A 25,419-nucleotide genomic window follows, 5' to 3' on the forward strand; every position below is an offset into this window, starting at 1 on the left:
CTTCTCAAATTAGACCCATCCGCGGAATCGCGATGCTTCTGCCGATTTTCTGATGCCCGTCATGTAAGCCGCCAAACGCATATCCACTTTATGTGTTGCCGCTGTCTGATAAATTGTTTCGAACGAGCTGACCATGACGCTTCTCAATTTTTCTGCAACCTCTTCTTCCGACCAATAATATCCTTGGTTATTCTGCACCCATTCAAAATAAGAAACCGTGACGCCGCCGGCACTCGCCAGGATATCCGGCACAAGCAGCACGCCTCTTTCATTCAGGATCTTAGTGGCATCAATGGTTGTCGGTCCATTCGCCGCTTCAACGACAATTGACGCCTGAATGTTATGTGCGTTTTTGGCTGTGATTTGATTGGAGATCGCGGCAGGCACTAAAATATCGCAATCCTTTTCAAGCAGCTCCTCATTTGTGATGACGTCAGTAAATAAATTGGTGACCATACCGAAGCTGTCCCGTTTATCGAGCAAATAAGGGATATCAAGGCCGTCTGGGTTGTAGAGCCCGCCATTGGCATCAGAAATCCCGATCACCTTCGCGCCCGCATCGTGCATGAATTTGGCCAGGAAGCTACCCGCGTTTCCAAAGCCCTGTATGATGATGCGCGCGTTTTGCAGCTTGATCCCTTTTTTCTTCACCGCCTCTTCAATACAAATCGTGACGCCCTGTGCCGTCGCTGTTTCCCGTCCTTGCGATCCTCCCAAAACAAGCGGTTTACCTGTAATAAAGCCCGGAGAATCGAATTCCCGCAGCCGGCTGTACTCATCCATCATCCACGCCATAATCTGCGAATTTGTGTATACATCTGGAGCTGGAATATCCTTTGTCGGACCGACGATCTGGCTGATGGCACGGACATACCCCCTGCTCAGCCTTTCCAGTTCTCCAAATGACATTGTCCGCGGATCACAAATAATACCGCCCTTCCCGCCGCCGTAAGGAAGATTGGCAATCCCGCATTTGAGTGTCATCCAAATGGATAATGCCTTTACTTCCTCTTCATTAACTTCTGGATGGAAGCGAACGCCCCCCTTTGTCGGACCGACAGCATCATTGTGCTGTGACCGGTAGCCTGTGAACACTTTGACGCTCCCATTGTCCATTTTGACCGGAATGCGGACAGTGAGCATTCTCTGCGGCTCTTTCATGAGTTCATACATATCTCCCGGATAACCCAGTTTCCGAAGGGCTTCCTTAATGATTGTTTGGGTAGACAGAAATAAGTTAAGAGCTTCTTTTTCTTCATCTTTCGAGACTTGCTTTGCTGACATCTTTTTCACCTCATTGTTTTTTTGACCGGCTGTAATGTAAGCGCTTTTAAAAATCAGCCCGCCAATTCCTTTCTGCATTGGATTCACCCTTATCATCATGCAAGATCCGTACCAGCTTTTGAATCCACAAAAAAAGAGACTGAAAACATCTCAGTCTCTGACTACAAATCTATTGATTAACGGGGATCAATCACCAGCTGCGTTTCAGCATAAAAACTGCCGATTCCCAAACCGTTTACTACATCGCCTTTAATCGTGTAAGTGCCTGCGCGAGGAAGCGTTTTGCGCACCATGACGAGGTCAAATTCGGATGCGCCTAACAAATCAAGCGTAAGCGGGAGTCTGACTGTTTTTCCATCGTTTAAAATCTGTGTTTCTTTCAGTGTTCTTCCATTCACTGAATCTCTTGTCGTAGCATGAAACCCGTCAGGAAATTGAAATTCTACCGCTCCGAGAGAAAGCACCGCATTTGGTTTATATGTCACTTCAATATCAGAAGTGGTCCACTCTTTCGTGCTGTTAATTGTTTTTGCCTCGATTGATGCAGACTGTGCATGAGCTTGGCCCGAAGGAAGTAAGATTGATAGTAAAACAGCTGAACTGATGAATAATGAAGATACGAATGAAGTTCTTTTTAGCATGACATTTCCCCCTAATTGATTATTGAAATTTGGCCAGAGCGTCCTCTGCAGAAAAAGCGCTTTTTCATAATTCGCGAATTACCAGTTCTTTTTCTTAAAAATTAATCTATCATCATTTTCCATGGAAGTAAATGTTTTTTAAGGAATATTAACACTTGGAATTCAATGAGAATTCCTTCCTGTTTATACAAGGTTCAAATGGACGATTTCTCTCTCTTTTTCTAGTAACATCCGCCTGGCATTTTCTATCTTTTATCCTATTTTAAAAAAGGGCAAAAAAAGTCGAAGATGCCTCTGCTCTTCGATTGATCACGTTCCTATTTTTATCTGAATTCAGTGTTCCAGTTAAAACCGATCGTCTCATCATTCCACGGAATTCTTTTTTCATCAGGCTGATCCGGGTTATACGACATGGTGGTAAAATAGATAATTGTCAGCGGCGTCTCTCCCAGCACTCTGTATCCGTGAGCCACCCCTTTTGGGATCAATAACAGCATCGGGTTGTCTTCGCCCATATAATAGACGTCCGTTTCTCCTTTTGTCTTTGAATCCTCTCGAAGATCGTATAGGACAACCTGAGCGTGGCCGGTTGGGAAGAACCAGAGATCATCCTGCTTCTCATGATAATGAAATGCCTTAATCACACCCGGATAGCTTTTCGACCAAGAAGCCTGCCCAAAATGCTCAAGGAGATTCTCATCGTCCCGGACCAGCTCAGCAAAAAAGCCTCTGTCATCGCTATGCTTCGTCAATTTTTTCACCTTGACTCCATCAATCACATGCACTGCTCCTTTCCTGCAAATACTCCCGTAACGCTTCCCGCCAGTGGCGGGGCCGGATGCCGGCTTCTTCAATGGCCCGATGGCTCAGCACAGAGTATGCCGGGCGGGGCGTTTTGTTCCCGTATTCCTCTGTCGTTACAGGCAAAATGGCTGTTTCCAGCCCGCTTTCTTCCATAATTGCCGTCGCAAACTCATACCAGCTGCATATGCCTGAATTGCTGACATGATAGATGCCCGGCGGATGGCTGAACAGCTTGATGACCGCTTCTGCTAAATCCTTCGTATAAGTCGGCGAACCAATTTGATCGCTGACAACCCGAAGCTCTTGTTTCGTTTCAGCAAGCTTCAGCATGGTTTCAACGAAATTACTGCCGCCATGTCCGTACACCCACGATGTTCTGATGATCGTGCTGTCTTTTGTCGTTAATCGTATCAGTTCTTCTCCGAGCCTTTTGCTTTTGCCATAAATGGTTTTCGGATCGAGGGGATCGTCTTCCCTATATGGCTGGGTTCCTTTCCCATTGAATACATAGTCCGTGCTGATATGAACATATTGAGCTCCGATGCGGGTTGACTCAAGCGCTGTATAATAAGCGCCGATTCCGTTAATCAAGTACGCTTTATCAAGCTCTTTCTCGCATTGATCAACCGACGTAAACGCGGCGCTATTGACCACGATATCCGGCTGATAATGGCCAAACGAATGCCGTACTGAGCGCTGGTCAGCAATGTTCATCATCTTCTTTGTTAACGCAATGACCTCATATCCGGCTTGCTTCAGCTGGCGGCATAGTTCCAAGCCAAGCTGTCCTCCCGCCCCAGTCACCAATACCTTTGTCAATCAGATCACCTTCTCATCGGTCATTGTCTGTATACCACTGAATCGTACGCGCAATGCCTTCTTCAAACGTCACTTCCTGCCGCCAGCCCAGTTCGTTTTTCAGCTTTGATGCATTGATCGCATAGCGCCGGTCATGCCCTTTTCGGTCTTCCACGTGGGCGAACAATTCCTCACAGCCCAGATGCTTCAAAATGGCACTCGCCAGCTCTTTATTCGTGCGTTCATTTCCGCCGCCGATGTTATACACCTCGCCGTCGGTTCCTTTTTCTAAAATCAGCTTGATCGCGCGGCAATGATCCTCCGCAAACAGCCAGTCTCGGATCTGGAGTCCATCGCCATACAGCGGAACAGGCAGGCCCTGCTTCGCATGACGGATAATCGTCGGAATCATTTTTTCGCTGTGCTGATAAGGTCCGTAATTGTTGCTGCATCGTGTAATGATGGCCGGAAGCTTGTGGGTTTTCACATAAGACAACACGAGCAAATCTGAGCTTGCTTTGCTGGCTGAGTATGGGTTATTAGGAGAAAGCGGCGTCGTTTCTGTAAACGCGGGATCATCCGCTTTTAAATCCCCGTATACCTCATCTGTTGAAATATGAATCAGCTTCTTGGCTTTTCCTTTCAAGACCGCTTCCGCCAATCGGTATGTCCCCATGACATTTGTGGTGATAAACGGCTCCGCTTGGGAAATGCTTCTGTCCACATGCGATTCTGCTGCGAAGTGAATGACGCCATCGTAGGTCTCGTCAAACGCCCGGTCGATATCCTCCTGAACGCTGATGTCCCCTTTTACAAAGCGAAATCGGCTGTTTTGCTGTAATTTTTCCATTTCCTCCGGGTGGCTGGCGTACGTCAGTTTATCTAAAACGGTAATGCGCGCATCGGTTTCCCTTAGCATGAGCTTTGTAAACGTGAGCCCGATGAAGCCGGCCCCGCCTGTAATTAAATATGATTTTGCCATCACTTTTCGTCCTGTCCTTTCCGTAAAGCCTGGTGTACAAGCTGGGAAGCGAGATAAAGCGATTCGTGAGTTCCGGCATCTACCCACCAGCCTGATAACACATCATACGTAAGCTGGCTGTTTTCGATGTATAGATTATTCACATCGGTGATTTCCAGCTCGCCGCGCTTTGATGGTGATATTTGTTCAATATACGAAAACACCTCTGCATCATACATATAAATGCCGGTAACACAAAGGTTAGTCGGTGGCTGTTCGGGCTTTTCGATGATGGAACGAATCCGCTTGTTTTTCTCATCAATCTCAGCAATCCCGAAGCGTTCCGGGTCATCAACTTCTTTCAGAAGCACTTTTGCTCCTTTCCCCTGCTGTTCAAAGCGTTCTGTATAAGGCTTTAATGAATCTTCAAATATATTATCACCTAATAATAAAATGAAAGACTCTTTTTTCGTAAAGCGCTTTGCATAAGACAGCCCATCCGAAATGCCCGAGGCGGCAGGCTGTACTTGATAAGTGATTGTAACGCCAAGCTCTTCTCCGTTCCCAAGCAGTTTATAAAATTGCGGCATATGCTCTTTTTGGCTGATGAGTAAAATGTCTTTTATTCCGGCTTCCTCCAGCTTCATAATCGACCAGTATATCATCGGATACGGGCCTACAGGAAGCAAATGCTTGTTGACGGCTTTCGTTAAGGGCATAAGGCGTGAGCCGTTTCCTCCGGCTAAAATAACACCTTTCACATTAACACTTCCTTACATGCATTTTTATATCTCTTGTTCATATAAATCTTGAAGAATAGCTGTTACCCGCTTGATGCCTTTGCCATCCACGAGCGGCCTTCCTCCCTTGTGCAAAGAAAGGCGAAGAGGATAGCTGCTCATAATGCGCGACATCTGATAGATGAGTGTTTCATCCGGTACAAGCTCACCCAATCCAAGATCAAGAGCGGCGCCTTGGTCAGCAAATGTTTTGGCTGTAGCCGTTTGATGCTCAACCTGAGAAAGAACAAGGCACGGCACGCCGATACAAATGGCTTCATATAGAGAGATGCCGCCGGCGACAATGGCTGCGTCCGCTTGTTTCATCAAACCTGCCATATCATTTGTCTGTTCGATCATCTTGTACTGCGGCTTCTTTTCGATCCGCCTTCGGACTGCCTCTTGATGCAGTGAAGCGCTCCCCATCACAAACATCATGTTTTTGTCTTTTATGTCGGGGACTTGATCAGCGGCAGCCAGCACTTTAAAAATAAGCTGCTTCGGATCACTTCCTCCTAATGCAACAAGGATATTGCGGCAGTCTTTCTTAAGTGTGTAATCCTCTCTAGCGGCCTGAAAGGCGGGGTGAAGAATAAGATAGTCCGGGCCTTCATAGATGCGTGTGTTTCCCTGAACGTACACCCTGCTTCTGATGTCACCGTAAATTCCGTTAATGACTGCGTCACTATATTGAATCGATTTACCGTTTTTCTCTTCAAAAAGAACAATTTTCGCATCTGTCTCCGTCTTTATTTTCTTTAACAGCTCTGCAGGGGCGCCTAGAATATCAAACAAAAGCAAATCAAGCTTCTTGCTTTTTATTTCCCGGAGAATAAATTCGTGCTGCTGCAGCTCCGGCTTTAAGATGACACGCCAATGCTCTTCATGAAGAAACGCTTCAGACTCCTGATTCGTGTAAAACGTAATCAAGCAGCTCTGTTTGAGTTCTTCCGCAAGTCTCTTCATCCGGACAACATGGCCCATTCCCTTTTCATAGCCGCCGTCTGCGAAGATCCCAACATGCATGGCTATTCAGCCTCTCGTTCGGTTGCCGCATCGGGGTTCCGGTTCAGAAGGGTGATAAGCTCTGAGGCGGATACATCGGGGCGCTCGCCTGCTTTTTGATAGAGGGCCTTTATCGATTCATAGTCTTCCTTTGTATCAATGGTCAGCCGATATCGAGGGGCGCGAAATCGTTCCGGCGCCTCTAAAAACTGAACACGATAAAGAGCTGGATGATTCCTTATATATAACGTGACATGCTTCTGATATTGATCCTCCAAAGCCTGAATACGGCTGATGTCAATTAACAGGTTGGCGTTGACCACTTCGCCGCAAATCCCTAATGGGGCATTCAGGATATACGTATAATCCGAGCCTTGATCAAAATGCGCCTTAATCATTACATCGAGCAGCTCCGGATCGACAAACGGGTTATCACCCGTTAACCGGATGAGGACTGACGGTTTAACAGCTTCTATGACCTTCACAAACCTATCGAGGACACGTTCTTCGCTCCCGCGGAAAACACGAAAGCCTTGTTTGATACAGTGCGCCTCTAATATGTCGTCAGTTTCTTTGTCAGACGTGGCGATGACAAGATTATCCCGATCCTTTTGGTAAAATGCGCTTTGCCGGACACGGTGAACGCGAATATCAAGTAAACGATTCGATCCGAGCGGCCGAAGCACTTTTCCCGGAAGCCTTGTTGAACCCATTCTGGCTTGAATGATAAAGAGAATATCATTCATGAAACGGGCTGTCCTTCAGTAAAATGTCATCCCAGACAATGCCTGTGTCGGCCGGAATGTCTCTTACAGCCCGAACCCCGCTGGTCAGCAGTTCAAAAAATCTCGGGTGCAGCCCCTGCGGCTTTTGTCCGGGCCGAAGCACTGCGATATTGTCTTCACTAAAGGCTTCACCTTTTTGAATCGGAGCTGTTGTAAAAATGCCTCTGTATGCAAAATTTCTGATTTCTCCTTCGATGGAGGTTGTTGTTTTGTATGAACTGCCAAGCAGTTTTTCAGAGACCGGCTTTGTGATCCCCTGTTTCAGCTCAGCTTCCGTTTTCCTGATGCCATCGACCATTTCTTTCAATTCATCCGGATTTAATGCAAACGAGTGGTCGGCACCCGGCAGATTTTTATCGATCGTAAAATGCTTTTCTATCAGTTTTGCTCCGAGCCGAACCGCGGCACACGGCGCTTCTGTCGGATGCTCGCTATGATCGGAGAAGCCGATTACCGCCTCAGGAAAAGCGGCGGCAAGCATCGGAATGACGCTGAGGTTGCTGTACTCCGGCGGTGCTGGGTATTTCGCCACACAATGCATTATGGCAATTTGATTGTTTCCCTCTGCCCTGATGGTGCGCCAAGCTTCGTGAACATCAGAGATTTCAGCTCCGGCTGTCGAGAAAATCATCGGCCTGTTCAGCCGAGCGACATATTTGAGCAGCGGGAGATGGTTAATTTCATAGGATGCGATTTTAAAAGCGCTCGGCGAGGTAGACTGAAGCAGATCAGCTGACCCCTCGTCACATACCGTACTTAAAAAGATCACCTGCTTTTCACGGCAGTAATCCAATAGCGGTAAAATCCACTCAGCAGGCATTTCCATAGATTGAACCAAAGAAAAAATAGAGACGTCCTTGCCCGCTGCCGTCTTGTACAAACCAGGATCTTTCTGGTACATTCTATCAGCCTGAAACATTTGAAATTTCACGGCATCCGCTCCCGCTTCCGCCGCGGCGTCAATCAGCGCAAAAGCCTGATCAAGCTTCCCGTCATGATTAATCCCCGCCTCAGCAATAATAAAAACAGGAGCGTCTTTGCCTACAGTTTTATTCGCGATCTGAAACGCTGCCATTATTTCGCCTCCTTGCCCGGCCAAATATGATAATAGTAATACGATTGTTCAGCGGTGAAGCCCATTCGTTCATAAAGGCGGATCGCCCTTACATTGTGAAGCTGCGTCCCCGCTGTTACCGTTCTATGCTTCTGGATCTCCGGTTGTTCTATGAGATTCGCCAATAAATGAAACGCAATACGTTTTCCTTCAAATCCCGGTTTTACAGCCATCAAATCGAGAATGCACTCATCATCTTTTGATAAGCCCTGAAGATAGCCGATGACCTCGCCATTGTGTTTAGCGACAATATTGACCGCCGCCCTTCCATTCAGATTGTTTCGTGTCCACTCCTGAAATATTTTGTTTGCTGCATCGCGGCTGAGATGAGGATCCTGAAAATATCTGCTTTTTGTAAACGAGTCTCGGGCCAGCTCACATATCGCTTCTGTGTCTCCGGGCTCAGGCGGGCCCAGTTCAAAAAATGGCGGTGTTTTGTCATAAAAAGACGGAGGCATCGCCAGCTTCAGCAAACTCCCGACAAAGTAAGAGGATGGCTGCTGTTGTATCACATGCGCGGCTCCGATATCTTCAGCCGGAACACGGACAAAGATAAAATCCGTTTCATCCATTTGGCGTACAGTATAAAAAGCTTCAAACAGCCTCTTTAGCTGCCCGGTACTATTTGCCGCCAGAAGTTTGACGTTCATGACTTTCTTCTGAAGCACCTTACTTTCCCACAAAGAATCTTCGTAAAGCAATACGCCTTGGAGCCTGCTGTTTTCAAAAAGGCCGAGGGAAAATTGATACGGAACATCCAGTGTAAGCTTTCTGCTTTGGAGAAATTCCTCAATCAACTCTTTGGAGACATTTTCTTTTACCGTATACACTTAATCAGCCCCTTTTACGATATCCCGCACAGCTTCAATGACATCATGTACATCGTCGTCAGACATTGATGGATAGAGCGGGAGAGAAAGGGTTCGTTTATAGTAATTCATGGCATTCGGAAAGTCCGCTTCCTTATATCCAAATTGCTTTTGATAATACGGATGAATGTGTACTGGAATAAAATGAACGCTAGTGCCGATATTGTACTCATCCTTTAAAGCCGTAATCATTTCGCTGCGCGTAACCCCGGCCTTTTTTTCATCAACTTGCAGAACATATAGATGCCAGGCGTGCCTGCCGTCATCATGGACAAACGGCGTGATCAGCCCAGGAAGCTGCTGAAAAGCGGTTTGATAGCGGCCGGCAATCTCTTCTCTCCGTTTCTGCATATCATCCAGCCGTTTCAGCTGATGAAGTCCGAGGGCCGCCTGCAAATCAAACATATTCATCTTATAGCCGGGCGATTCGACTTCATAGTACCAGCTGCCATTTGAAGAATAACGGTTCCATGCGGCTTTACTCATGCCGTGAAGGCTTAGCACCCGGATCTTATCGGCAAGCTCCTCATCATCAGTCGTCAGCATGCCGCCTTCCCCTGTCGCGAGGTTTTTGGTGGCGTAAAAGCTGAATGCCGTTGCATCCCCGATAGAACCGATCATTCTTTGCTTATAAGTCGTATATACCGCATGTGCCGCATCCTCCAGCACGAATAAACCATGATTCTGGGCAATAGCCAATATTGCATCCATATCGCAGGACTGCCCGCCAAAGTGGACAGGCACAACTGCTTTCGTTCGCGGTGTGACGGCCGCCTCAAGCTTTACCGGGTCAATATTGAGCGTGTTTTCGTCAATATCCGCAAACACAGGCGTCGCTCCCGTATGAATAATCGTATTGGCAGTCGAGCTGAACGTAAGCGGAGAGGTAATGACCTCGTCCCCGGGCCCGATCCCTTTTGCTTTCAAAGCCAAAAATAAAGCTGCGGTACATGAATTCACCGCCACGGCGTGCTTCGCCCCGACAAACGCGGCAAACTCTTTTTCAAACTGCTGAACCTTCGGGCCTTTAGAGAGCCATCCCGATTCAAGCGTTTCTGTAACCTCCTGAATTTCTTCCTTACCGATTAACGGCAATGAGTAAGGGAGAAAATGATTTCTCTTTTGCACCATTTCTTTGCGCTCCTATCATTTTATTCAGTATCTTCCCGCCTGTAATCAACTCCTGTTTTGGCTTTCAGTTCCGCAAATAAAGCATTTGTTGATTCTGCCACCGGATAATTAGCCGCTATGAATGCCAGGCGCGCCTCTTCTGCTTTTTGATGCACGCCGGGACTTCGAAGAACCTCAACCAAGGTCTGCGCAAGTTCATCCGGCTGGTCAAACATAAAATCGCCAAGAGACTCATAATACGGATACGAGCGATTTCCGGACGATTTTCCGATCAGCACAGGCTTTTGAAACAGCATGGCTTCAAGACCGACTGTCGAGGTCTGCGTCACTGCGGCATCAGCATACGGCAGCAAATCATAAAGCTCCAGCTCCTTTTTGATGACTCTGCATGCTTTATGTTTTTTCGCCGCCTCGTGATACAGATCAAGCTTGTTTTTTCCGATTTCCCACGGGTGGGGTTTGATAATAATCTGCAGCTGCTTCTGATCAGAAAGCCCCTGCAGCACACCGGAATAAAAATCTTCTGAAAAGGGCTGAGTGGCAATGAGCACAATTTTTTTAGTCGGCTGAAAAGCAAGTTTTCGATAGAATATGGACATATCCATAGGCGTTCTGTTAAAAATCTGATCGAAGCGGGGATGTCCCGTTACGAGAATCTGCTCGGGTTTACAGCCTTTTCGCATGAACCACTCTGCTTCATACGCACCAAATACAGCTTGATAGGTTGTAAAAACAGGAATGAAGGCTTCATCTCCCATCAATGCGCCATGCTGAAGACAAATGCTGACGGCCCCTTTTCTTTGACACATGAGAGCGAGCACCCTGCTGTAAATGTCTTCTGCCGTTCCGACAATAACAGCTGAAATCTTTTCCTGTTCAAACAGCGCATCAACTGTATCAATGGCCTCTATAAATAAAGGAATATCTTTGAAAAGCCGGTCGCGAAACGCTTGATCACCAAATGCCGGGTGATCATCATAAGGGGCAAGAAGCGAACAGGCTGTTTCGAGATACTGCTTCGAATCGCCTTTTTGGCATGAATCCGCAATCTCCCGCTTGCTAATTACAGGCAGATCACAATAATCCGGCAAACTCCATCTGGCCAAAACAGCCGTTTTTTCAGGATCAAATTGATAGTAATTTTCGTTTGAAAAACGCAGGTAATCAAAGTGCAAAATGACTTTCCCTTTAACAGGTTCGTCATTTGTTTTTACGATTTTTTGGATTCTTTCTTCAAAAAACGGCTGAATCTGTCCCTCATCGATATGCTGATCCACCGATCCGAATAATTCCGGTTCTTCTTCCATCATCACCCTCAGCTCAGGACTGATGTATTGATAAAAATTACTGATAAGCCCAAGCGGAATCCCTTTGTAGCGAAGTTTGTCAAAAAGCTCCACGTACTTCCGGTACAGCACCCAATAATTGCTTAAATAGGCCGACAAGCTCTCACCCCATTCCAAGCTTTTTTAATGATTCACGCAGTTCTCGGCAATTTCGCTGCGGAGGAAGGTTCCTGACAAATTCATTTTTTTCTGATTCAAACAGCTGAAAGTGAATCGATTGGTCGGTAATATAATTCAGGTCCAGCTCCTCATCCAGCGGGTAAAACGGATAAAAATGATTGACTCTCCAAAAGAACCGGGCATCTCCTATACGGTAAAACGCCGGGCTTTCATCCCAATAGGAGCCAAACTTCTCCTTTACCTTATCAAGCACCGAATACCTGTGCATAACCGAGCAATGATCGATTGCGCACGGCGCGTTCCATGTCACTTGAGCGGCAGGCCTGACAGTTTCTTTTACAATGTCGCGATTCTCGTTTAAATGATAGGTTTTGGAGGCTGAGTAAATCACAGCCTTTTCAGGATGGGTATCGAGCTCCCGCACCATTTTCAGGAGGCGGTCCGGCATATAGATGTTGTCATCCGTCGCATAGGTGATATATTCACCCTCCGCCATCTCAATCGCCTGATTGATCAGTGCAGCGTATCTCGTTTTTTCTGTTCTTTCATTCACTCCAGATACATCGCTTTGATAAAAACGCACTCGGTTATCATTCAAAAAAGGACGGATTACATTCAGCGTCTCTTCATTGGAGTTGTCATCCATAATAAACAATTCAAAATCTGAAAACGTTTGTGAGAGTATGCTAGAAATGGACTTTGCCACATAATCGCTTTTGTTATAGCTCGTCATAATGACTGATACTTTCGGCAAATCCTACACCTCCTTCTTGGAACTTCACACCTGAAACTATCGTTATCTTATGTTGCTTATGCTCAAGTTGCGCTAGGGATACAAACCAATATGCGAAAAGTTTGTGTGTGTCTCTGAAAAACAGCGGCTGCCCAGAGCGAAATCTGATCGGTCCGCTGTTCTTTTTCAGCATAATCCAGGCATCAGCCTCATAAGGTGAAAGAGATAAAAATCGCACCAGCGACTAAGATCGTTTTCCATCGGAGGTGAGTCATCGCGGAGCGTTCACCTATACATCCAGAACATGTTTTGAATGGTTTTCATAAAAAGGAGGAACGATATGAAACCGAAAAAAAATCAATATCAGCAAATGCAGGCATTTGATAATATGCAGGGGTATCAGCCTCAGTTTGGTGCCAACCCGTACCCGCAGCAAGGCCAAGGCTCACAAATGCAGCCAATGGGGATGCAGCCAATGATGCCAATGCAGCAGGGACAGCAAGGACAACAAGGACAGCAGGGATTTGGATTCCCGGGCCAGCAGCAGGGCGGCGGTTTTCAAATTCCATCGGGGCCTACACCGTCAGGACCGGGCCAAAGCGTTCCCGGCATGCTGCCTGTTGAGGAATCTTACATCGAGAATATTTTGCGCCTGAATCGGGGAAAAACGGCCACCATTTATATGACATTTGAAAACAGCAAGGAATGGGGCTCGAAGATTTTTCGCGGCGTCATCGAAGCTGCGGGCCGGGATCACATTATTATCAGCGACCCGAAATCAGGAACACGCTACCTGCTCCTGACAATCTACCTCGATTACATTACATTTGATGAAGAAATTGCTTATACGTATCCATATTCCATGGCGTCCTATTCGCCAAGATAAGAAAAAAGCCAATCACTCATATGATGAGGATTGGCTTTTTTGTTTATAGATATTTGACGGCTGCGACAACGATCATAATCCAAGAAATAATAAACGCCACACCGCCGAGCGGGGTGATCGCTCCAAGAATGGAGATTTGCGTCACACTTAGAATATATAAGCTTCCGGAAAACAGCACAATTCCCGCAAACATCAGCCAGCCGGCTGTCGTGACACTGCCTATGCCGGATAATTTATCAGCCAGAAACGCGACAACGAATAGCCCAAGGGCGTGATACATATGATACTGCACGCCTGTGTGCCAAACCTGAAGATATTTATCAGGTATTTTCCCTTCTAATCCGTGAGCGCCGAATGCTCCGAGTCCCACGGCTAGCAGGGCATTAATGGCCCCTAATATGATAAAAACTTTCATCTATCTCTCCCGCCTTTTCGTTAAACTCATATCATTTATCTTATCGCACCTGCACCAAAATTCAATGTTTGTTCTCTGTTGACACGAGATTGTCGGATTTTCTCCTGCGCCAAAGCTGGAACTGGTCAGCTGCTATTGCAGCAAGCGTCCCTAATACGAGCCCGTTGCTTAATAGAGAAATAAATACCGGATGCAATCCCTTTAACGCAGTTTCAGGAACAAACATGATACCGACCCCTGTCAGCAGCGAGATGCCGATGATAGACCTCACCCTTTTTGATTCTTCTTTCTCATATGAATCAAATTCGGCAAAGGCCAGACCGCCCATTGCGGAGAACACAACAAAATTCACCGCAAATCCAACGGGTGACGGCAGGCTCGCAAACGTATTCATAAAAAACGGGATCACGCTGATCACGATAACCAGAATACTGCCGAGCATAAACGGTTTTTTAGAAGGCATTTTGGTCGTTTCAATAAAACCCGCGGCTCCCGAAATCGGAACAGGCGCAATAGCTCCCGTCAAACCGCTAAGCAGATGGCTGAATGAAGCGGCAAAACCGGCATGGCGTTCATGATGCTTTCCATCAGGCTGTTTGCTGAATTTTTTCACGGCGATGTCCACGACCTTCATGCTCGCCAGCATATTCACGATCAGCAAGATGGTAATAAAAATAGAAGTGATGATCAGGCCACTGTTAAATAACGGTGTCCCAAAAGGAAACAGGGAAGGCAGCTGAAACAGCCGGTCCGGCATTTCAATCGGCTTTGCCGCTCCGGCAGCCGCAAACAGCACCCATCCGCCGAACAAGGCTAATAAAATAGAATATTGCTTAAAAAACATGATGTTCGAATTTGTCATTATAAAGGCGGCAGCGATCACAACAAGCGCCAGGCCAAATACAAGACCGTCCACCCCGTCCTGTCGATAACCGATTCCGAGAATTCCTTTTATAATGGGCTGACTCAGCTGCATGACAAGAAGCAATAAATAGACGCCCGTTACAACCGGAGTAAACAATTTTGCAAGTCTGTCAATGACCTTGAAAACACTTAACAAAAAGAAACATACAGCGCTTACAAGAAGGGCTCCCTGCAACCCCCGCAGTGTGTCTCCATATGTCGCAAACACAGTTCCCGTCAGCCCTGCGTAAATCGTATACACTCCCCACCACAAGCCGGCTGGGCTTTCATTAATCGGCAGTCTGTGGCCTTTCAAACACTGAATGACGGCGGCAATTCCCAGTACAAAAAAAGTGCTTTGAATTAATCTCGCAGAATCTGAGTGATCCAGATGAAACGACTGGGCAACCGCCACCGGAACAACTATCGCCGCAGCAATGATAAACGCTGTCCATTGCAGCGCGCCAAGAACCAATTTCACGTAAGCTCAACCTCTCTCTTTAAAAATCAAATAAAGACTCTCCGTTTCCATCCTCTTCCTGCTTCTCTTTTTCTTGCTTTCGATATTTGTTTAATCCCGCGCTCCCCATCATTTTTTCCATCATCAGCTGGTCTGTCGATGGCGGCGCGGCAGGACTTGTCGTAACGCTCGGCTGTATGCGGGGCCCGCTCGCGTTCTCCGGCTGATCAAGCACGACATCACACAGAGAACGGACAACCGCTACATAACGCTTCAGCTCCTCATCCCGTTCAGCTGTTTTTGCTTTTTTCAGCTCCTCTTCCATCTTTTGAATTAATGCAGATATATGAATGTTCATGAAGCACCCTCCAAAAAAATAAATGTTGTCTTCCTGCATTTTATCAAATTCCTGCTGTAAACGCAGATATGAGTTTGTTATTTTTTCTGACAAACCTTGCGATTGACAAGCAGAAGAGATTTTTCACATAATAAATCACCATACCTTACAAAAAGGAGAGACGGAATGAACAGCATCCCCTCTATCATCAGCAAGCATAAAGCCTATTTTGCGGCGGGACATACGAGACCGCTTGAATCGAGACTGAACATTTTGCGGAAGCTGAAACAAGCCGTCAGAACTCATGAAGCCGATCTCATAGCCGCTCTCTACCAGGATCTCCACAAATCCGAGCAAGAAGCATACTCAACAGAAATCGGAATTGTCTTGGAGGAAATCAGCTTTGTCATGAAACGGCTGAGAAAATGGTCCATGCCGAAACGAGTCAAAACGCCGCTGACTCATCTAGGCTCTAAAAGCATCATCATTCCTGAGCCGTATGGAACCGTTTTGGTGATTGCGCCTTGGAACTATCCCTTGCAGCTGGCGCTTTCTCCGTTGATTGGAGCCATTGCGGCGGGGAACACGGTCGTTCTCAAGCCATCAGAATATACGCCGGCTGTTTCTGCTATTCTTTCCAAACTCATCAGCAGCGTTTTTCCGACCGATTATGTCGCTATGGCAGAAGGCGGGCCCGACGTCAGCACAGCATTATTACAGCAGCCCTTTGACTACATTTTTTTTACAGGCAGTGTAGCTGTAGGAAAAATCGTCATGGAGGCCGCCGCTAAACAATTAATTCCCGTAACCTTGGAGCTCGGCGGCAAAAGCCCCTGCATCGTCCATAAAGATGCTGACATTCAGCTTGCCGCCAAACGCATCGTCTTCGGGAAATTTACAAATGCGGGACAAACCTGCATCGCACCGGATTATTTATTTGTACACGAGGACATCAAAACGAAGCTCACAGAAGAAATGAAGCGTGCGATCATAGAATTTTACGGCCCTCAGCCGGAACAGAATCCGCAGTATGGCAAAATCGTCAGTGAGCGCCACTATCAGCGGCTGCTCAGCTTTCTGAATGACGGCATCCCACTCACAGGCGGACAATCTGATCCCAATCATCACAAAATTGCGCCGACCATTCTCGAACAAGTGAGAGATGACTCTCCAGTGATGCAGGAGGAGATTTTCGGGCCGATTCTTCCGCTCTTTACATACCTCAATATCGGGGAAGTCATTGAAAAAGTCCAATCGCGCCCTAAGCCGCTCGCCCTGTATCTCTTCACCATAAACAAAGAAATTGAGCGCGCTGTTTTAGGAAATCTGTCGTTTGGCGGGGGCTGTGTCAATGATACTTTAATGCATGTGGCGACGCCGTATTTGCCATTCGGCGGCGTCGGGGAAAGCGGCATCGGCAGCTATCACGGGTTTGACAGTTTTAACACATTCACGCACAAAAAAAGCGTCGTCAAACAAACGAACCGCTTCGACTTCGCATTTCGTTATCCTTCCTCCAAAAACGGGCTGCGTATGATTCGAAAAATACTCAAATAAAAAAGCGCAGATAACCTGCGCTTTTTATAAATCCTTAATACACCAATCAATCGGCGCCTCTCCCATTTTCTCCAAATAGGCATTCGCCCGGGAAAACGGTCTGCTCCCGAAAAATCCGTTTCTCGCCGAAAACGGGCTGGGATGCGTCGATTCAATGATAAAATGCTTGGAGGTGTCGATCCGTTCTTTTTTCACTTGGGCATGCCTTCCCCACAAAATAAAGATAACCGGCCGCTCCCTTTCATTCAGCACGTCAATAATTCGGTCCGTCAGTCGCTCCCAGCCTTTTCCCTTATGGGAATTCGCCTGTCCGCGCCTTACTGTCAGCACAGTATTCAGCAAAAGAACGCCTTGCTTTGCCCAGCTGACAAGCGACCCGTGATTCGGGATGCTGCACCCGATGTCCTGCTGCAGCTCAAGAAAAATATTTTTTAACGAAGGCGGCTGCTTTACACCGGGCTTGACAGAGAAGCTTAAACCTTGAGCCTGTCCCGGCCCGTGATACGGATCTTGTCCCAGAATGACGACCTTGACATCATCATATGATGTATAATGCAGCGCATTGAAAATATCCCGGCTGTCCGGATAAATCGTTTGCTCCGCGTATTCCCTCTTCAGCATTTCTCTGAGCTCTTGATAATACGGTTTCTCAAACTCTTCCTTTAGCTGATTCCACCAGCTGTCTTGTAAAAGCTGTTTCAAGATTCAGGCCCCCTTACGAACGATGAAGTCTGGAATATACAGGCTCGCCATCCCAAACCATTTCACTTTTTGCTTCCCGCCTCTTCATCTCAGGCTCTTCAAGCAGGACGGCAAAGTTTTTCGTCGGCAGCTCCCCGAGTCCGTGCTTTTCACTTAACCGATCCAAATATTGCTTCCGCTTGGCGCCAAGGTCCGCAGACTGATTGTCTCCCGCGTCACTGAAGGCATAAATCACACTGGCGCAAGGGACACGCTTCACCCGGTAATCCTTGGCTGCGCGCAGATAAAAATCCCAATCCCAGTAATTGTGCACATCAGCATCGAAATACCCGATTTCATCATGCAGAAAACGTCTGTACATGCTGCCCGACGGCACGTATGTAGAAAACACTCTCATATCCTCATAGTCAGCGGTATAAGCAAACAATTTCCGTGACACTGGATATCTTGTTCCGTTTTTCTCTTCAAACGAGACAATTTCCGCATCAGAATGAACGAAATCTGCCGTTTCTATTTCCTTCGCCATTCTTTCCACATGCCCTGGCGTAAAGAAATCATCGTCATCACACAGCATAATGCAATCGCCAGACGCCTCTTTTACACCGGCATTTCTCGCAGCCACATGCCCCGAGTTCTTTTCTAAATTGATGACAGCAATCGGCAGCTCCGGATAAAGTGCTTTGACCGGCACGACCGATTCCCCGGCATCATTCACAATAATAATTTCATACGGCTTCAAGGTCTGGCGGGAAATCGACTCCAAAAGCTCACACAAAGCCGGAATCCGATTATAGGTCACAATTACGATAGAAATGTTCATGATGCTCTCCTTCTCATTTTCATAGTCATGTACTATTAAAACATATATTGGACGGGAGATCAGTGGGAATATCCTACTGAAACAGGATAAGGTGATAATGAAAATACTAGATGAATTGCTAAGCCTTCTATATTGTGATACAGAGAAAATCTAACTATAATGAAAGACAAAACACGATGGAGGTTCAAGACATGTCTATGCATAAAGCACTCACCATTGCCGGCTCAGATTCCAGCGGCGGTGCTGGGATTCAAGCTGATTTAAAAACATTTCAAGAAAAAAACGTATACGGGATGACCGCCTTAACGGTGATCGTTGCGATGGACCCAAACAACAGCTGGGACCATCAGGTATTCCCGATCGATACTGATACAATCCGCGCCCAGCTTTCAACAATTACGGACGGCATCGGTGTGGACGCCATGAAAACAGGAATGCTGCCAACCGTTGACATTATCGAGCTTGCGGCAAAAACGATCAAAGAAAAACAATTAAAAAATGTGGTAATTGACCCGGTTATGGTTTGCAAAGGTGCTAATGAAGTCCTTTATCCGGAGCACGCCCAAGCCCTGCGTGAGCAATTGGCTCCGCTAGCCACTGTCATTACGCCAAACTTGTTTGAAGCCAGCCAGCTCAGCGGCATGGATGAACTAAAAACAGTTGACGATATGATCGAAGCCGCGAAAAAAATTCACGCACTCGGCGCTCAATATGTCGTCATTACAGGCGGAGGCAAACTCAAACATGAGAAAGCCGTTGATGTTCTCTATGACGGAGAAACAGCGGAAGTCCTTGAAAGCGAAATGATCGATACGCCTTATACACATGGCGCAGGCTGTACGTTCTCAGCAGCCGTGACAGCGGAGCTCGCCAAAGGTGCGGAAGTCAAAGAAGCCATTTACGCAGCAAAAGAATTCATCACAGCGGCCATTAAAGAATCCTTCCCGCTAAACCAGTATGTTGGTCCTACGAAGCATTCTGCACTGCGCCTGAATCAACAATCATAAACAAAAGGGGCTGCCTTACAGAGAGGCAGCCCTTTTTAAATCACCGAAGACTTTTCACAGAAAAAACTGCCGATCCCCTCGGCAGCCTGTTTATTTGATTTTTAAATTGTTTGCAGATTTCCTCAAAAATGTTTCTATCGACTGAACAAAAAGTGCATATTCCTTCATTTGTTCATATGCCCGCGTGAGAATTTCCGCCGTTTCACTGTGCGGCGTTGTTCCGCCAAGCATTTTTTTCAGCTGAAGCAGCACATCCTTATATTCTTCCCGCTTATCTTCAACTTGGTTAGCAGCCTTTTCCAAACATTCCGGTGTTATCTTCTGTTCATGTATATTCAAGAAAACAACTCCTTTTACAGAAAAAAATAGTAGGTTATCGTTGAAGAATAGCACAGATGGCTCAGATTTCACATAAGAAAATAGAAGGATTTTCTACATAAGTGTCCAAATTCCGACATTCATTTCAGATTTCCCGGTCGAACTGGCTGTTACTTCATGATTTCCCGGGAAAGGAAAATATCTCGCACTAAAGACCTCTTCTCCGTTATTCATAAAGATTTCCACAGATGACGCGTCGAGAAACATGTGTACGGTATGCAAATCCTTGATGCGGCAATGTCTCGCTTCTGTTCTTTTTCCGTCAAAGCTCGTCCGTTCCAGCGTAACAATCCCCTCGTCTTTGTAGAAGGAAAACGTAGCCGTTCCGCGGATACTGATTGAAAAACCGGACTCCGTATGAATGTCTTCCAGCAGAATCTCAGCTCTTTCAGGGTTTTCCACTGGAAGTGCGCCAGATGATTCATGCATGTTGATGTGTATTTTTTTCTCATTTCTGCGCATGGCTTTTAGCTCAGGCAGCGGCTGCTGAATCAGCTTCTGGCCTGAAAGCGTCAGCTGTCTCGGCAGCGTCATGCAGTGAATCCAGTGATAGTCAATCGTCGGATGGGACCCTTCATCCTGGTCAGGCACCGCCATCCATGCAAACAAAATCCGCCTTCCCTGATCGTCTTCAAGTGTTTGCGGCGCGTAAAAATCAAAACCTTGATCAAGCTCCGTAAATTCACCATGCTTCAGTTCAGGCTTGTTATAATCGAGACGGCCGACAAAATAACCTGATTGATATACGTTCTGATAACGGAAACCGTCAGCCTCAAGCCCTTGAGGCGAAACAATCAGTACGTCCGATCCTTGAAGGGAAAACAAATCAGGGCATTCCCACATGTATCCAAAATCGTCCAGCCCGTTGAAGCCCGCTCCGGTTATCGGGCCAAGAAATCTCCACTCTGTCAGGTTATCAGAAGCAAACAATACAGCCTGCCCTTTCAAATTCTCTGTTTGCGCACCAATCACCATATACCATGTGCCTTCATGCTCCCATACCTTCGGATCGCGAAAATGCGCCGTATATCCTTCAGGGAGGCGGGCGACGACACCCTTTTTCTCAAAGGACAGCCCGTCATCAGAAACAGCCAGGCATTGATACGTTTCCCGATTTCCATCCTGATCCCTGACATTTCCTGTGTAAAACAGATAGAGCCGATCGTCTTTCGTGACAGCGCTGCCCGAATAGCAGCCGTTTTTATCAAACCAATCACTCGGAGCCAGCGCAATCTCTTCCCGCTTCCAATTCACAACATCCTGTGTCGTATAATGCCCCCAAAATTTTGCGCCGTGCCCTGTCTGAAACGGCTGCCACTGAAAGAATGCATGATAGCTGCCCTTCCAATAAATCACGCCATTCGGGTCATTCAGCAACCCAACCGGCGGCATGATGTGAAAATGCTGGCGGTGCGGATCGCTGTCAGCGATAGGTTCTTTTTTCTCCACTTCTTCATAAGCCCGGCGACGAAACTCCTGGTCATGTGCTGTCATTTTTTCCTCTCCTCATCCTCATTAATCTTCATGACAAATGCTGCAATGAACGCTGACACTGCCGCAATCGCCATGCCAATCAGATAGTGAATCAAGTTGCTGAAGCCAAACGGAGCCGCAATGGCGATCATCGGAATACCCGTTAACCCGTAAGCGTTTGCAGCTACATGTGTAAAGACGACATATGCCCCACCCAATGCGCCTCCGATCATCGCGGCGATAAACGGTTTTCGGTAGCGCAGATTGACTCCGAAGATGACGGGCTCAGTAATGCCGAGAAAAGCGGAAAATGCAGCCGGAAGTGCGATTTCTTTTGTCTTTGCCTTTTTCGCCATAAAGAAGACGGCAAGCCCGGCGCCGCCCTGTGCGACATTCGCCATTGACCAGATCGGCAGCAAGTAGTTTTTGCCTATATCTGCAATAAGCCCCGCCTCAATCGCATGGAAGCTATGATGAACACCTGTCAGCACGATGAGTGAATACGTGCCCCCGAAAATCAGACCCGCAACAAAACCGGCATGGTCATATACATAAGTTAAAGCAACCGTAATGCCGGAACCAAGCGCTCTGCCCAGAGGGCCAATCGCGATAAAAGCAACAAACCCGGTGACAATTACAGTAACAAATGGTGTAACAAGCAAATCTACCGCATGTGGAACCACTTTTCTCGTCCATTTCTCTACCTTGCTCATCACATACACCGCAAGCAGGACAGGGATAACAGTTCCCTGGTAGCCGAGAAGCGCGATATCAAATCCGAAAAGATGCATGTAATCAGGTGTTGCTTCCGCCAATCCCCATGGATTTAAAAGAGTCGGATGAATCATGATTCCCCCGATGACCGCTCCCAAGTATGGATTGCTGCCAAACTCTTTTGAAGCGCTGACCCCGATTAAAATCGGCAAGAAAATGAATGCTGCACTTGAAAACATATCAAGCAGCTGCAAAAGCGCAGAATCCTTGCTCATCCAATGAAACGCATTGATCATACCCAGCAATCCCATTAATAGGCCGCTGGCTACAATAGCCGGGATGATTGGAACAAAAATATTAGAAAGCGTTTTCGCAAATCTCGCAGCGGGATTCAGCTTTTCTTTTGCCGCATTCTGATGATTTACGTGTTCTTCACGCTCGATATCAGCTTCTTTAGAAAAGGCATCGAATACTTTATTCACAAGGCCTGTTCCAAAAATGATCTGGTACTGGCCAGAGCTGCTGAAAGCTCCTTTGACGCCATCAAGCTCTTCTACTTGTGCTTGATCTATCTTTGATTCATCTTTCATCACTAAACGCAGTCTTGTTGCACAATGAGCCGCGCTGATAATATTTTCTTTCCCTCCGAGAAGCTCAATGAGGCGTTTTGCAGTCTCTTTGTAATCCATCTATTTCTCCCCCTTTTATTTAAACAAAAAAGACCTAAAATTCGCCAACGAATAAAGGACACAGCGATCCTTTTTCATTTACGCAAATTTTAGGTCTTGCCTGCTTTACCAGTCACAATCCCGCTTATTCAGATTAAGAATACGCTTTCATCATAAAACATGACAGCGTTTTCGTCAACTATTTTTTTAGTTAAATAGTTTGATAAAACATGTAGACAAAAATTCGTAAAAATTAATTGTGAAATACTTCACAATATCGTGCTATACTATGCTCAATCATGAAAGAAAGCAGGAAAAGACAATGGAAACTCAAGCATTGCAAAAGGTTGAACAGTATGCTTTGAAAAAACAAAACATATTCGCTTCAAGCAAAATCCGTTATGTGCTTCGGTCCATTTTAGCCAGTATGTTTATTGGTTTTGGCATTACAGCCGCAAGCAAAACAGGCAGCTATTTCTTTATGGCTGATTCTCCGTTTGCCTTTCCGGCAGCTGCTGTCACTTTCGGGGCCGCTATTCTGATGATTGCTTACGGAGGCGGAGATTTATTTACCGGCAACACCTTTTATTTCACCTATACCGCGCTTCGGAAAAAACTCAGCTGGCGCGGCACCCTGTACTTGTGGATGTCAAGCTATGCCGGCAATTTAATCGGCGCCATTCTGTTTGCCATCCTGATCAGCGCGACGGGACTTTTTGAGGAGCCTTCTGTTCATTCCTTTTTGATTCATTTGGCAGAGCACAAAATGGAACCGCCGGCTTCCGAATTGTTTTTCAGAGGAATGCTGTGCAATTGGCTTGTGTGCCTCGCCTTTTTCATTCCAATGTCTCTCAAAGGAGAAGGAGCAAAGCTGTTTACCATGATGCTATTCGTTTTCTGCTTCTTTATTTCCGGCTTTGAACACAGCATTGCCAATATGTGCACATTCGCCATCTCGCTTTTGATTGAGCACCCTGATACAGTGACACTGATGGGAGCAGTCAGAAACTTAATTCCCGTTACGCTCGGCAATCTGACCGCGGGAATAGTCATGATGGGCTGGATGTACTACACACTGAATCCTGATCAATAAAAAAACTTCCAGAGATCACTCCCTGCAAGTCAAGGCGGTTATTCCGAGAGATCTTGAAGACGCTGGACATGCAGCGTGATATAGCCGGCCTCGGATTCCGGCAAATGTAATTGATATTCATTTTTCAAAAACTCCGCCAGCTCCAGCGCACATTGATAGGCGAATGAATACTTTTTTTGGATGAAATAAAGCATCTCCTCGTCCATACGATGGAGCGCTTCATTTGATTCCAACCGGCTGACCGCGTATCGCAAATGCGTGACAAGGCGTTGATAGGAAATGCTGTTTTCATCCACCTTTCGATTAAAGTATTGTTCTATTTTCTCTATCATTTCTTTGATCATGGTCGTATGCTTCAGCGCCGAATACATGCTCTCCGCATCCATCTTCGCCGTATGGATGTGAAGGGCAATATAACCCGCTTCATCTTCAGGCAGAGACACGCCCAATGTCTCTTTTACATGTCCGATCGCCCACAGGCCGATCTCGTATTCTTTTTTATAGAGCGCCTTTATCTCATGCAGCAATTTATTCTGCACAAGCAGCCCATTTTGAATCCTTTCGATCGCAAAGGACAAATGGTCGGAAAGCGCGATATGAATGTGATCGCTCAGCGGCGCCGCGAGCTCTCCTTCCGCATAGCTGATGATATCCTCAGCTATTTCTATATGCTCCTCCGGCAGTGTTTGCAGGATTTGTTTGAACTTTTCATTCTCGTCGCGCACGACAAAGATTTTTTCCACTTTATTCATAGGGATGAGATCATTTTTCTTTTTTTGAAAAGCGATTCCCGGCCCCATCACGATTTTTTCCTGATCATCCTCTTTTATTAAAGCCGCATTGTTGTTTAATACTTTATAGATTTTCAAGAGGTTATCTCTCCCGCCAATTTGCTTTTGACTGGGATTTTACCTCCTTTTGACCGCCATGTAAAGATGCGGGCCCGCTCTCTCCTGCTTTGGCGATTCCTTGAAGGCTTGCAAACATCTTCTTTTATAAAGCGCGGCGGCTTTCGCTTTCTGCTTTTCTTCCTCATTCACAGCCATCCGCCACTCATAAAACGAAACGAGTCCTGCGGCCTGCACAGCCGCCTTTCTTTGGTATGTACGCTGAGCCGAATAGACCGCGGCAGCCGCAGTTTTTCTTTCCGGCGTCACCCAGTTCATCAAAAAGACCATCCACACCCGTAAAGATACAAGCAAACGTTTCATAGAAAAACATCCCTCCGCTTCTTTTTGGCAGGCAGCCTTTTTAGCAGCCCGTTTTCTCAGCCGCGGCCCGCAAGAAAAGACGGCCGATTTCTTTTCTCGCAAACTAGCGGCTCTAGCAAAACTCATGACTCTATGATAGACCGTGGAAAGAGAATTCTTTGTCACAATATGAGTGAAAAAACCAACTAGTTTTTAGAAGTTTTGTTGAAAGCTGAAAGAATTGAAATGAAAATTGGAGAACTGCTTTGAAAACTTTATACACAAGTTATCCCAAAGATAAGAACAACTTAATCACAAGAGATATCCACATGTCCACAAACTCTATCTATATTTTGTATACGAACATATATTCCTAACTATATATATACACAGGTTTATTCACTTATACACAGGGTTCTGTGTATAACTCCTTCGTTATACACAAA

27 protein-coding genes are annotated in these 25,419 nt (G+C 46.4%); 4 read left to right on the forward strand and 23 right to left on the reverse strand.

Annotated features, from left to right (window positions below; translation table 11 throughout):
* Positions 1 to 9: 9 nt before the first annotated feature.
* The 13 genes from rocG to spsA form a co-directional block, all read right to left on the reverse strand.
* Positions 10 to 1,284, reverse strand: coding sequence for a glutamate dehydrogenase (gene rocG / locus AC0OMA_RS19320; RefSeq protein WP_003227482.1), 1,275 nt, complete (start codon positions 1,282 to 1,284; stop codon positions 10 to 12).
* Positions 1,285 to 1,460: 176 nt separating this feature from the next.
* The gene (gene bslB / locus AC0OMA_RS19325; RefSeq protein ID WP_003227472.1) at positions 1,461 to 1,925 is read right to left on the reverse strand and encodes a biofilm surface layer hydrophobin BslB; all 465 of its coding nucleotides are present in this window, start codon (positions 1,923 to 1,925) and stop codon (positions 1,461 to 1,463) included.
* Positions 1,926 to 2,248: 323 nt separating this feature from the next.
* Positions 2,249 to 2,704 (reverse strand): dTDP-4-dehydrorhamnose 3,5-epimerase family protein, encoded by a 456-nt coding sequence (locus AC0OMA_RS19330; RefSeq protein ID WP_003222100.1) that lies wholly within the window; start codon positions 2,702 to 2,704, stop codon positions 2,249 to 2,251.
* Positions 2,697 to 3,548, reverse strand: coding sequence for a dTDP-4-dehydrorhamnose reductase (gene rfbD, locus AC0OMA_RS19335; RefSeq protein WP_015250965.1), 852 nt, complete (start codon positions 3,546 to 3,548; stop codon positions 2,697 to 2,699). Before rfbD ends, AC0OMA_RS19330 begins: the two co-directional genes overlap by 8 nt.
* A gap of 13 nt (positions 3,549 to 3,561) precedes the next feature.
* A complete protein-coding gene (gene rfbB / locus AC0OMA_RS19340; protein WP_029726219.1) occupies positions 3,562 to 4,509 on the reverse strand; it encodes a dTDP-glucose 4,6-dehydratase in 948 nt (315 codons plus the stop codon).
* Entirely contained in the window at positions 4,509 to 5,249 is a 741-nt protein-coding gene (locus AC0OMA_RS19345) for a sugar phosphate nucleotidyltransferase (protein WP_014478328.1), read from the reverse strand. Before AC0OMA_RS19345 ends, rfbB begins: the two co-directional genes overlap by 1 nt.
* A gap of 24 nt (positions 5,250 to 5,273) precedes the next feature.
* Positions 5,274 to 6,293, reverse strand: coding sequence for a PseG/SpsG family protein (locus AC0OMA_RS19350; protein ID WP_474222350.1), 1,020 nt, complete (start codon positions 6,291 to 6,293; stop codon positions 5,274 to 5,276).
* Between the two features lie 2 nt (positions 6,294 to 6,295).
* Positions 6,296 to 7,018: a glycosyltransferase family protein gene (locus AC0OMA_RS19355; protein ID WP_474222351.1), complete on the reverse strand. Its 723-nt coding sequence runs from the start codon at positions 7,016 to 7,018 to the stop codon at positions 6,296 to 6,298.
* Positions 7,011 to 8,132, reverse strand: a complete 1,122-nt coding sequence (locus AC0OMA_RS19360; RefSeq protein ID WP_015384970.1) for an N-acetylneuraminate synthase family protein — start codon at positions 8,130 to 8,132, stop codon at positions 7,011 to 7,013. Before AC0OMA_RS19360 ends, AC0OMA_RS19355 begins: the two co-directional genes overlap by 8 nt.
* Positions 8,132 to 9,001: a GNAT family N-acetyltransferase gene (locus tag AC0OMA_RS19365; protein ID WP_015384971.1), complete on the reverse strand. Its 870-nt coding sequence runs from the start codon at positions 8,999 to 9,001 to the stop codon at positions 8,132 to 8,134. Before AC0OMA_RS19365 ends, AC0OMA_RS19360 begins: the two co-directional genes overlap by 1 nt.
* Complete coding sequence (locus AC0OMA_RS19370; protein ID WP_015384972.1) at positions 9,002 to 10,171, reverse strand: DegT/DnrJ/EryC1/StrS family aminotransferase; 1,170 nt, start codon at positions 10,169 to 10,171, stop codon at positions 9,002 to 9,004. It lies immediately after the preceding gene.
* A gap of 20 nt (positions 10,172 to 10,191) precedes the next feature.
* Positions 10,192 to 11,616: a CDP-glycerol glycerophosphotransferase family protein gene (locus tag AC0OMA_RS19375; protein WP_046340279.1), complete on the reverse strand. Its 1,425-nt coding sequence runs from the start codon at positions 11,614 to 11,616 to the stop codon at positions 10,192 to 10,194.
* Positions 11,617 to 11,620: 4 nt separating this feature from the next.
* Entirely contained in the window at positions 11,621 to 12,391 is a 771-nt protein-coding gene (spsA, locus tag AC0OMA_RS19380; RefSeq protein WP_015384974.1) for a spore coat dTDP-glycosyltransferase SpsA, read from the reverse strand.
* 319 nt (positions 12,392 to 12,710) lie between these two features.
* Here spsA and gerQ point away from each other — a divergent pair, with 319 nt between their 5' ends.
* Positions 12,711 to 13,256 (forward strand): spore coat protein GerQ, encoded by a 546-nt coding sequence (gene gerQ / locus AC0OMA_RS19385; protein ID WP_014481253.1) that lies wholly within the window; start codon positions 12,711 to 12,713, stop codon positions 13,254 to 13,256.
* A 43-nt stretch (positions 13,257 to 13,299) separates the two neighbouring features.
* On the opposite strand, the gene AC0OMA_RS19390 is transcribed toward gerQ, so the two are convergent.
* The 3 genes from AC0OMA_RS19390 to AC0OMA_RS19400 form a co-directional block, all read right to left on the reverse strand.
* A complete protein-coding gene (locus AC0OMA_RS19390) occupies positions 13,300 to 13,671 on the reverse strand; it encodes a DUF423 domain-containing protein (protein ID WP_003227446.1) in 372 nt (123 codons plus the stop codon).
* 61 nt (positions 13,672 to 13,732) lie between these two features.
* Positions 13,733 to 15,055: a purine/pyrimidine permease gene (locus AC0OMA_RS19395; RefSeq protein WP_015384975.1), complete on the reverse strand. Its 1,323-nt coding sequence runs from the start codon at positions 15,053 to 15,055 to the stop codon at positions 13,733 to 13,735.
* A gap of 19 nt (positions 15,056 to 15,074) precedes the next feature.
* Positions 15,075 to 15,392 (reverse strand): YwdI family protein, encoded by a 318-nt coding sequence (locus AC0OMA_RS19400; protein WP_015483860.1) that lies wholly within the window; start codon positions 15,390 to 15,392, stop codon positions 15,075 to 15,077.
* 165 nt (positions 15,393 to 15,557) lie between these two features.
* On the opposite strand from AC0OMA_RS19400, the gene AC0OMA_RS19405 reads away from it, so the two are divergent.
* A complete protein-coding gene (locus AC0OMA_RS19405; RefSeq protein ID WP_015483861.1) occupies positions 15,558 to 16,928 on the forward strand; it encodes an aldehyde dehydrogenase in 1,371 nt (456 codons plus the stop codon).
* A 24-nt stretch (positions 16,929 to 16,952) separates the two neighbouring features.
* Here AC0OMA_RS19405 and AC0OMA_RS19410 read toward each other — a convergent pair whose 3' ends face one another.
* Positions 16,953 to 17,630: a uracil-DNA glycosylase gene (locus AC0OMA_RS19410; RefSeq protein WP_322839984.1), complete on the reverse strand. Its 678-nt coding sequence runs from the start codon at positions 17,628 to 17,630 to the stop codon at positions 16,953 to 16,955.
* Positions 17,631 to 17,643: 13 nt separating this feature from the next.
* Positions 17,644 to 18,450, reverse strand: a complete 807-nt coding sequence (locus AC0OMA_RS19415; protein WP_474222353.1) for a glycosyltransferase family 2 protein — start codon at positions 18,448 to 18,450, stop codon at positions 17,644 to 17,646.
* Between the two features lie 191 nt (positions 18,451 to 18,641).
* Between AC0OMA_RS19415 and AC0OMA_RS19420 the strand changes: the two genes are divergently transcribed.
* Positions 18,642 to 19,457: a bifunctional hydroxymethylpyrimidine kinase/phosphomethylpyrimidine kinase gene (locus tag AC0OMA_RS19420; protein WP_474222354.1), complete on the forward strand. Its 816-nt coding sequence runs from the start codon at positions 18,642 to 18,644 to the stop codon at positions 19,455 to 19,457.
* Between the two features lie 90 nt (positions 19,458 to 19,547).
* On the opposite strand, the gene AC0OMA_RS19425 is transcribed toward AC0OMA_RS19420, so the two are convergent.
* From AC0OMA_RS19425 to scrA, 3 genes are all read right to left on the reverse strand, one after another.
* Positions 19,548 to 19,796 (reverse strand): hypothetical protein, encoded by a 249-nt coding sequence (locus tag AC0OMA_RS19425; protein WP_003243437.1) that lies wholly within the window; start codon positions 19,794 to 19,796, stop codon positions 19,548 to 19,550.
* A 93-nt stretch (positions 19,797 to 19,889) separates the two neighbouring features.
* A complete protein-coding gene (gene sacA, locus AC0OMA_RS19430; RefSeq protein ID WP_015384980.1) occupies positions 19,890 to 21,329 on the reverse strand; it encodes a sucrose-6-phosphate hydrolase in 1,440 nt (479 codons plus the stop codon).
* Positions 21,326 to 22,711 carry a PTS system sucrose transporter subunit IIBC gene (scrA, locus tag AC0OMA_RS19435; RefSeq protein ID WP_015384981.1) on the reverse strand — a complete coding sequence of 462 codons (1,386 nt, stop codon included), beginning with the start codon at positions 22,709 to 22,711 and terminating at the stop codon, positions 21,326 to 21,328. The genes sacA and scrA overlap by 4 nt, the downstream gene beginning before the upstream one ends.
* Positions 22,712 to 23,012: 301 nt before the next feature.
* Here scrA and AC0OMA_RS19440 point away from each other — a divergent pair, with 301 nt between their 5' ends.
* Positions 23,013 to 23,783, forward strand: a complete 771-nt coding sequence (locus tag AC0OMA_RS19440) for a formate/nitrite transporter family protein (RefSeq protein WP_063334849.1) — start codon at positions 23,013 to 23,015, stop codon at positions 23,781 to 23,783.
* A 38-nt stretch (positions 23,784 to 23,821) separates the two neighbouring features.
* Here the strand turns inward: AC0OMA_RS19440 and sacT are convergent, their stop codons facing one another.
* A complete protein-coding gene (gene sacT, locus AC0OMA_RS19445) occupies positions 23,822 to 24,652 on the reverse strand; it encodes a sac operon transcriptional antiterminator SacT (protein ID WP_003227423.1) in 831 nt (276 codons plus the stop codon).
* A 39-nt stretch (positions 24,653 to 24,691) separates the two neighbouring features.
* Positions 24,692 to 24,994, reverse strand: coding sequence for a hypothetical protein (locus AC0OMA_RS19450; protein ID WP_080030757.1), 303 nt, complete (start codon positions 24,992 to 24,994; stop codon positions 24,692 to 24,694).
* Positions 24,995 to 25,419: the final 425 nt, after the last annotated feature.

This window comes from Bacillus sp. AMCV2, from assembly GCF_056033925.1.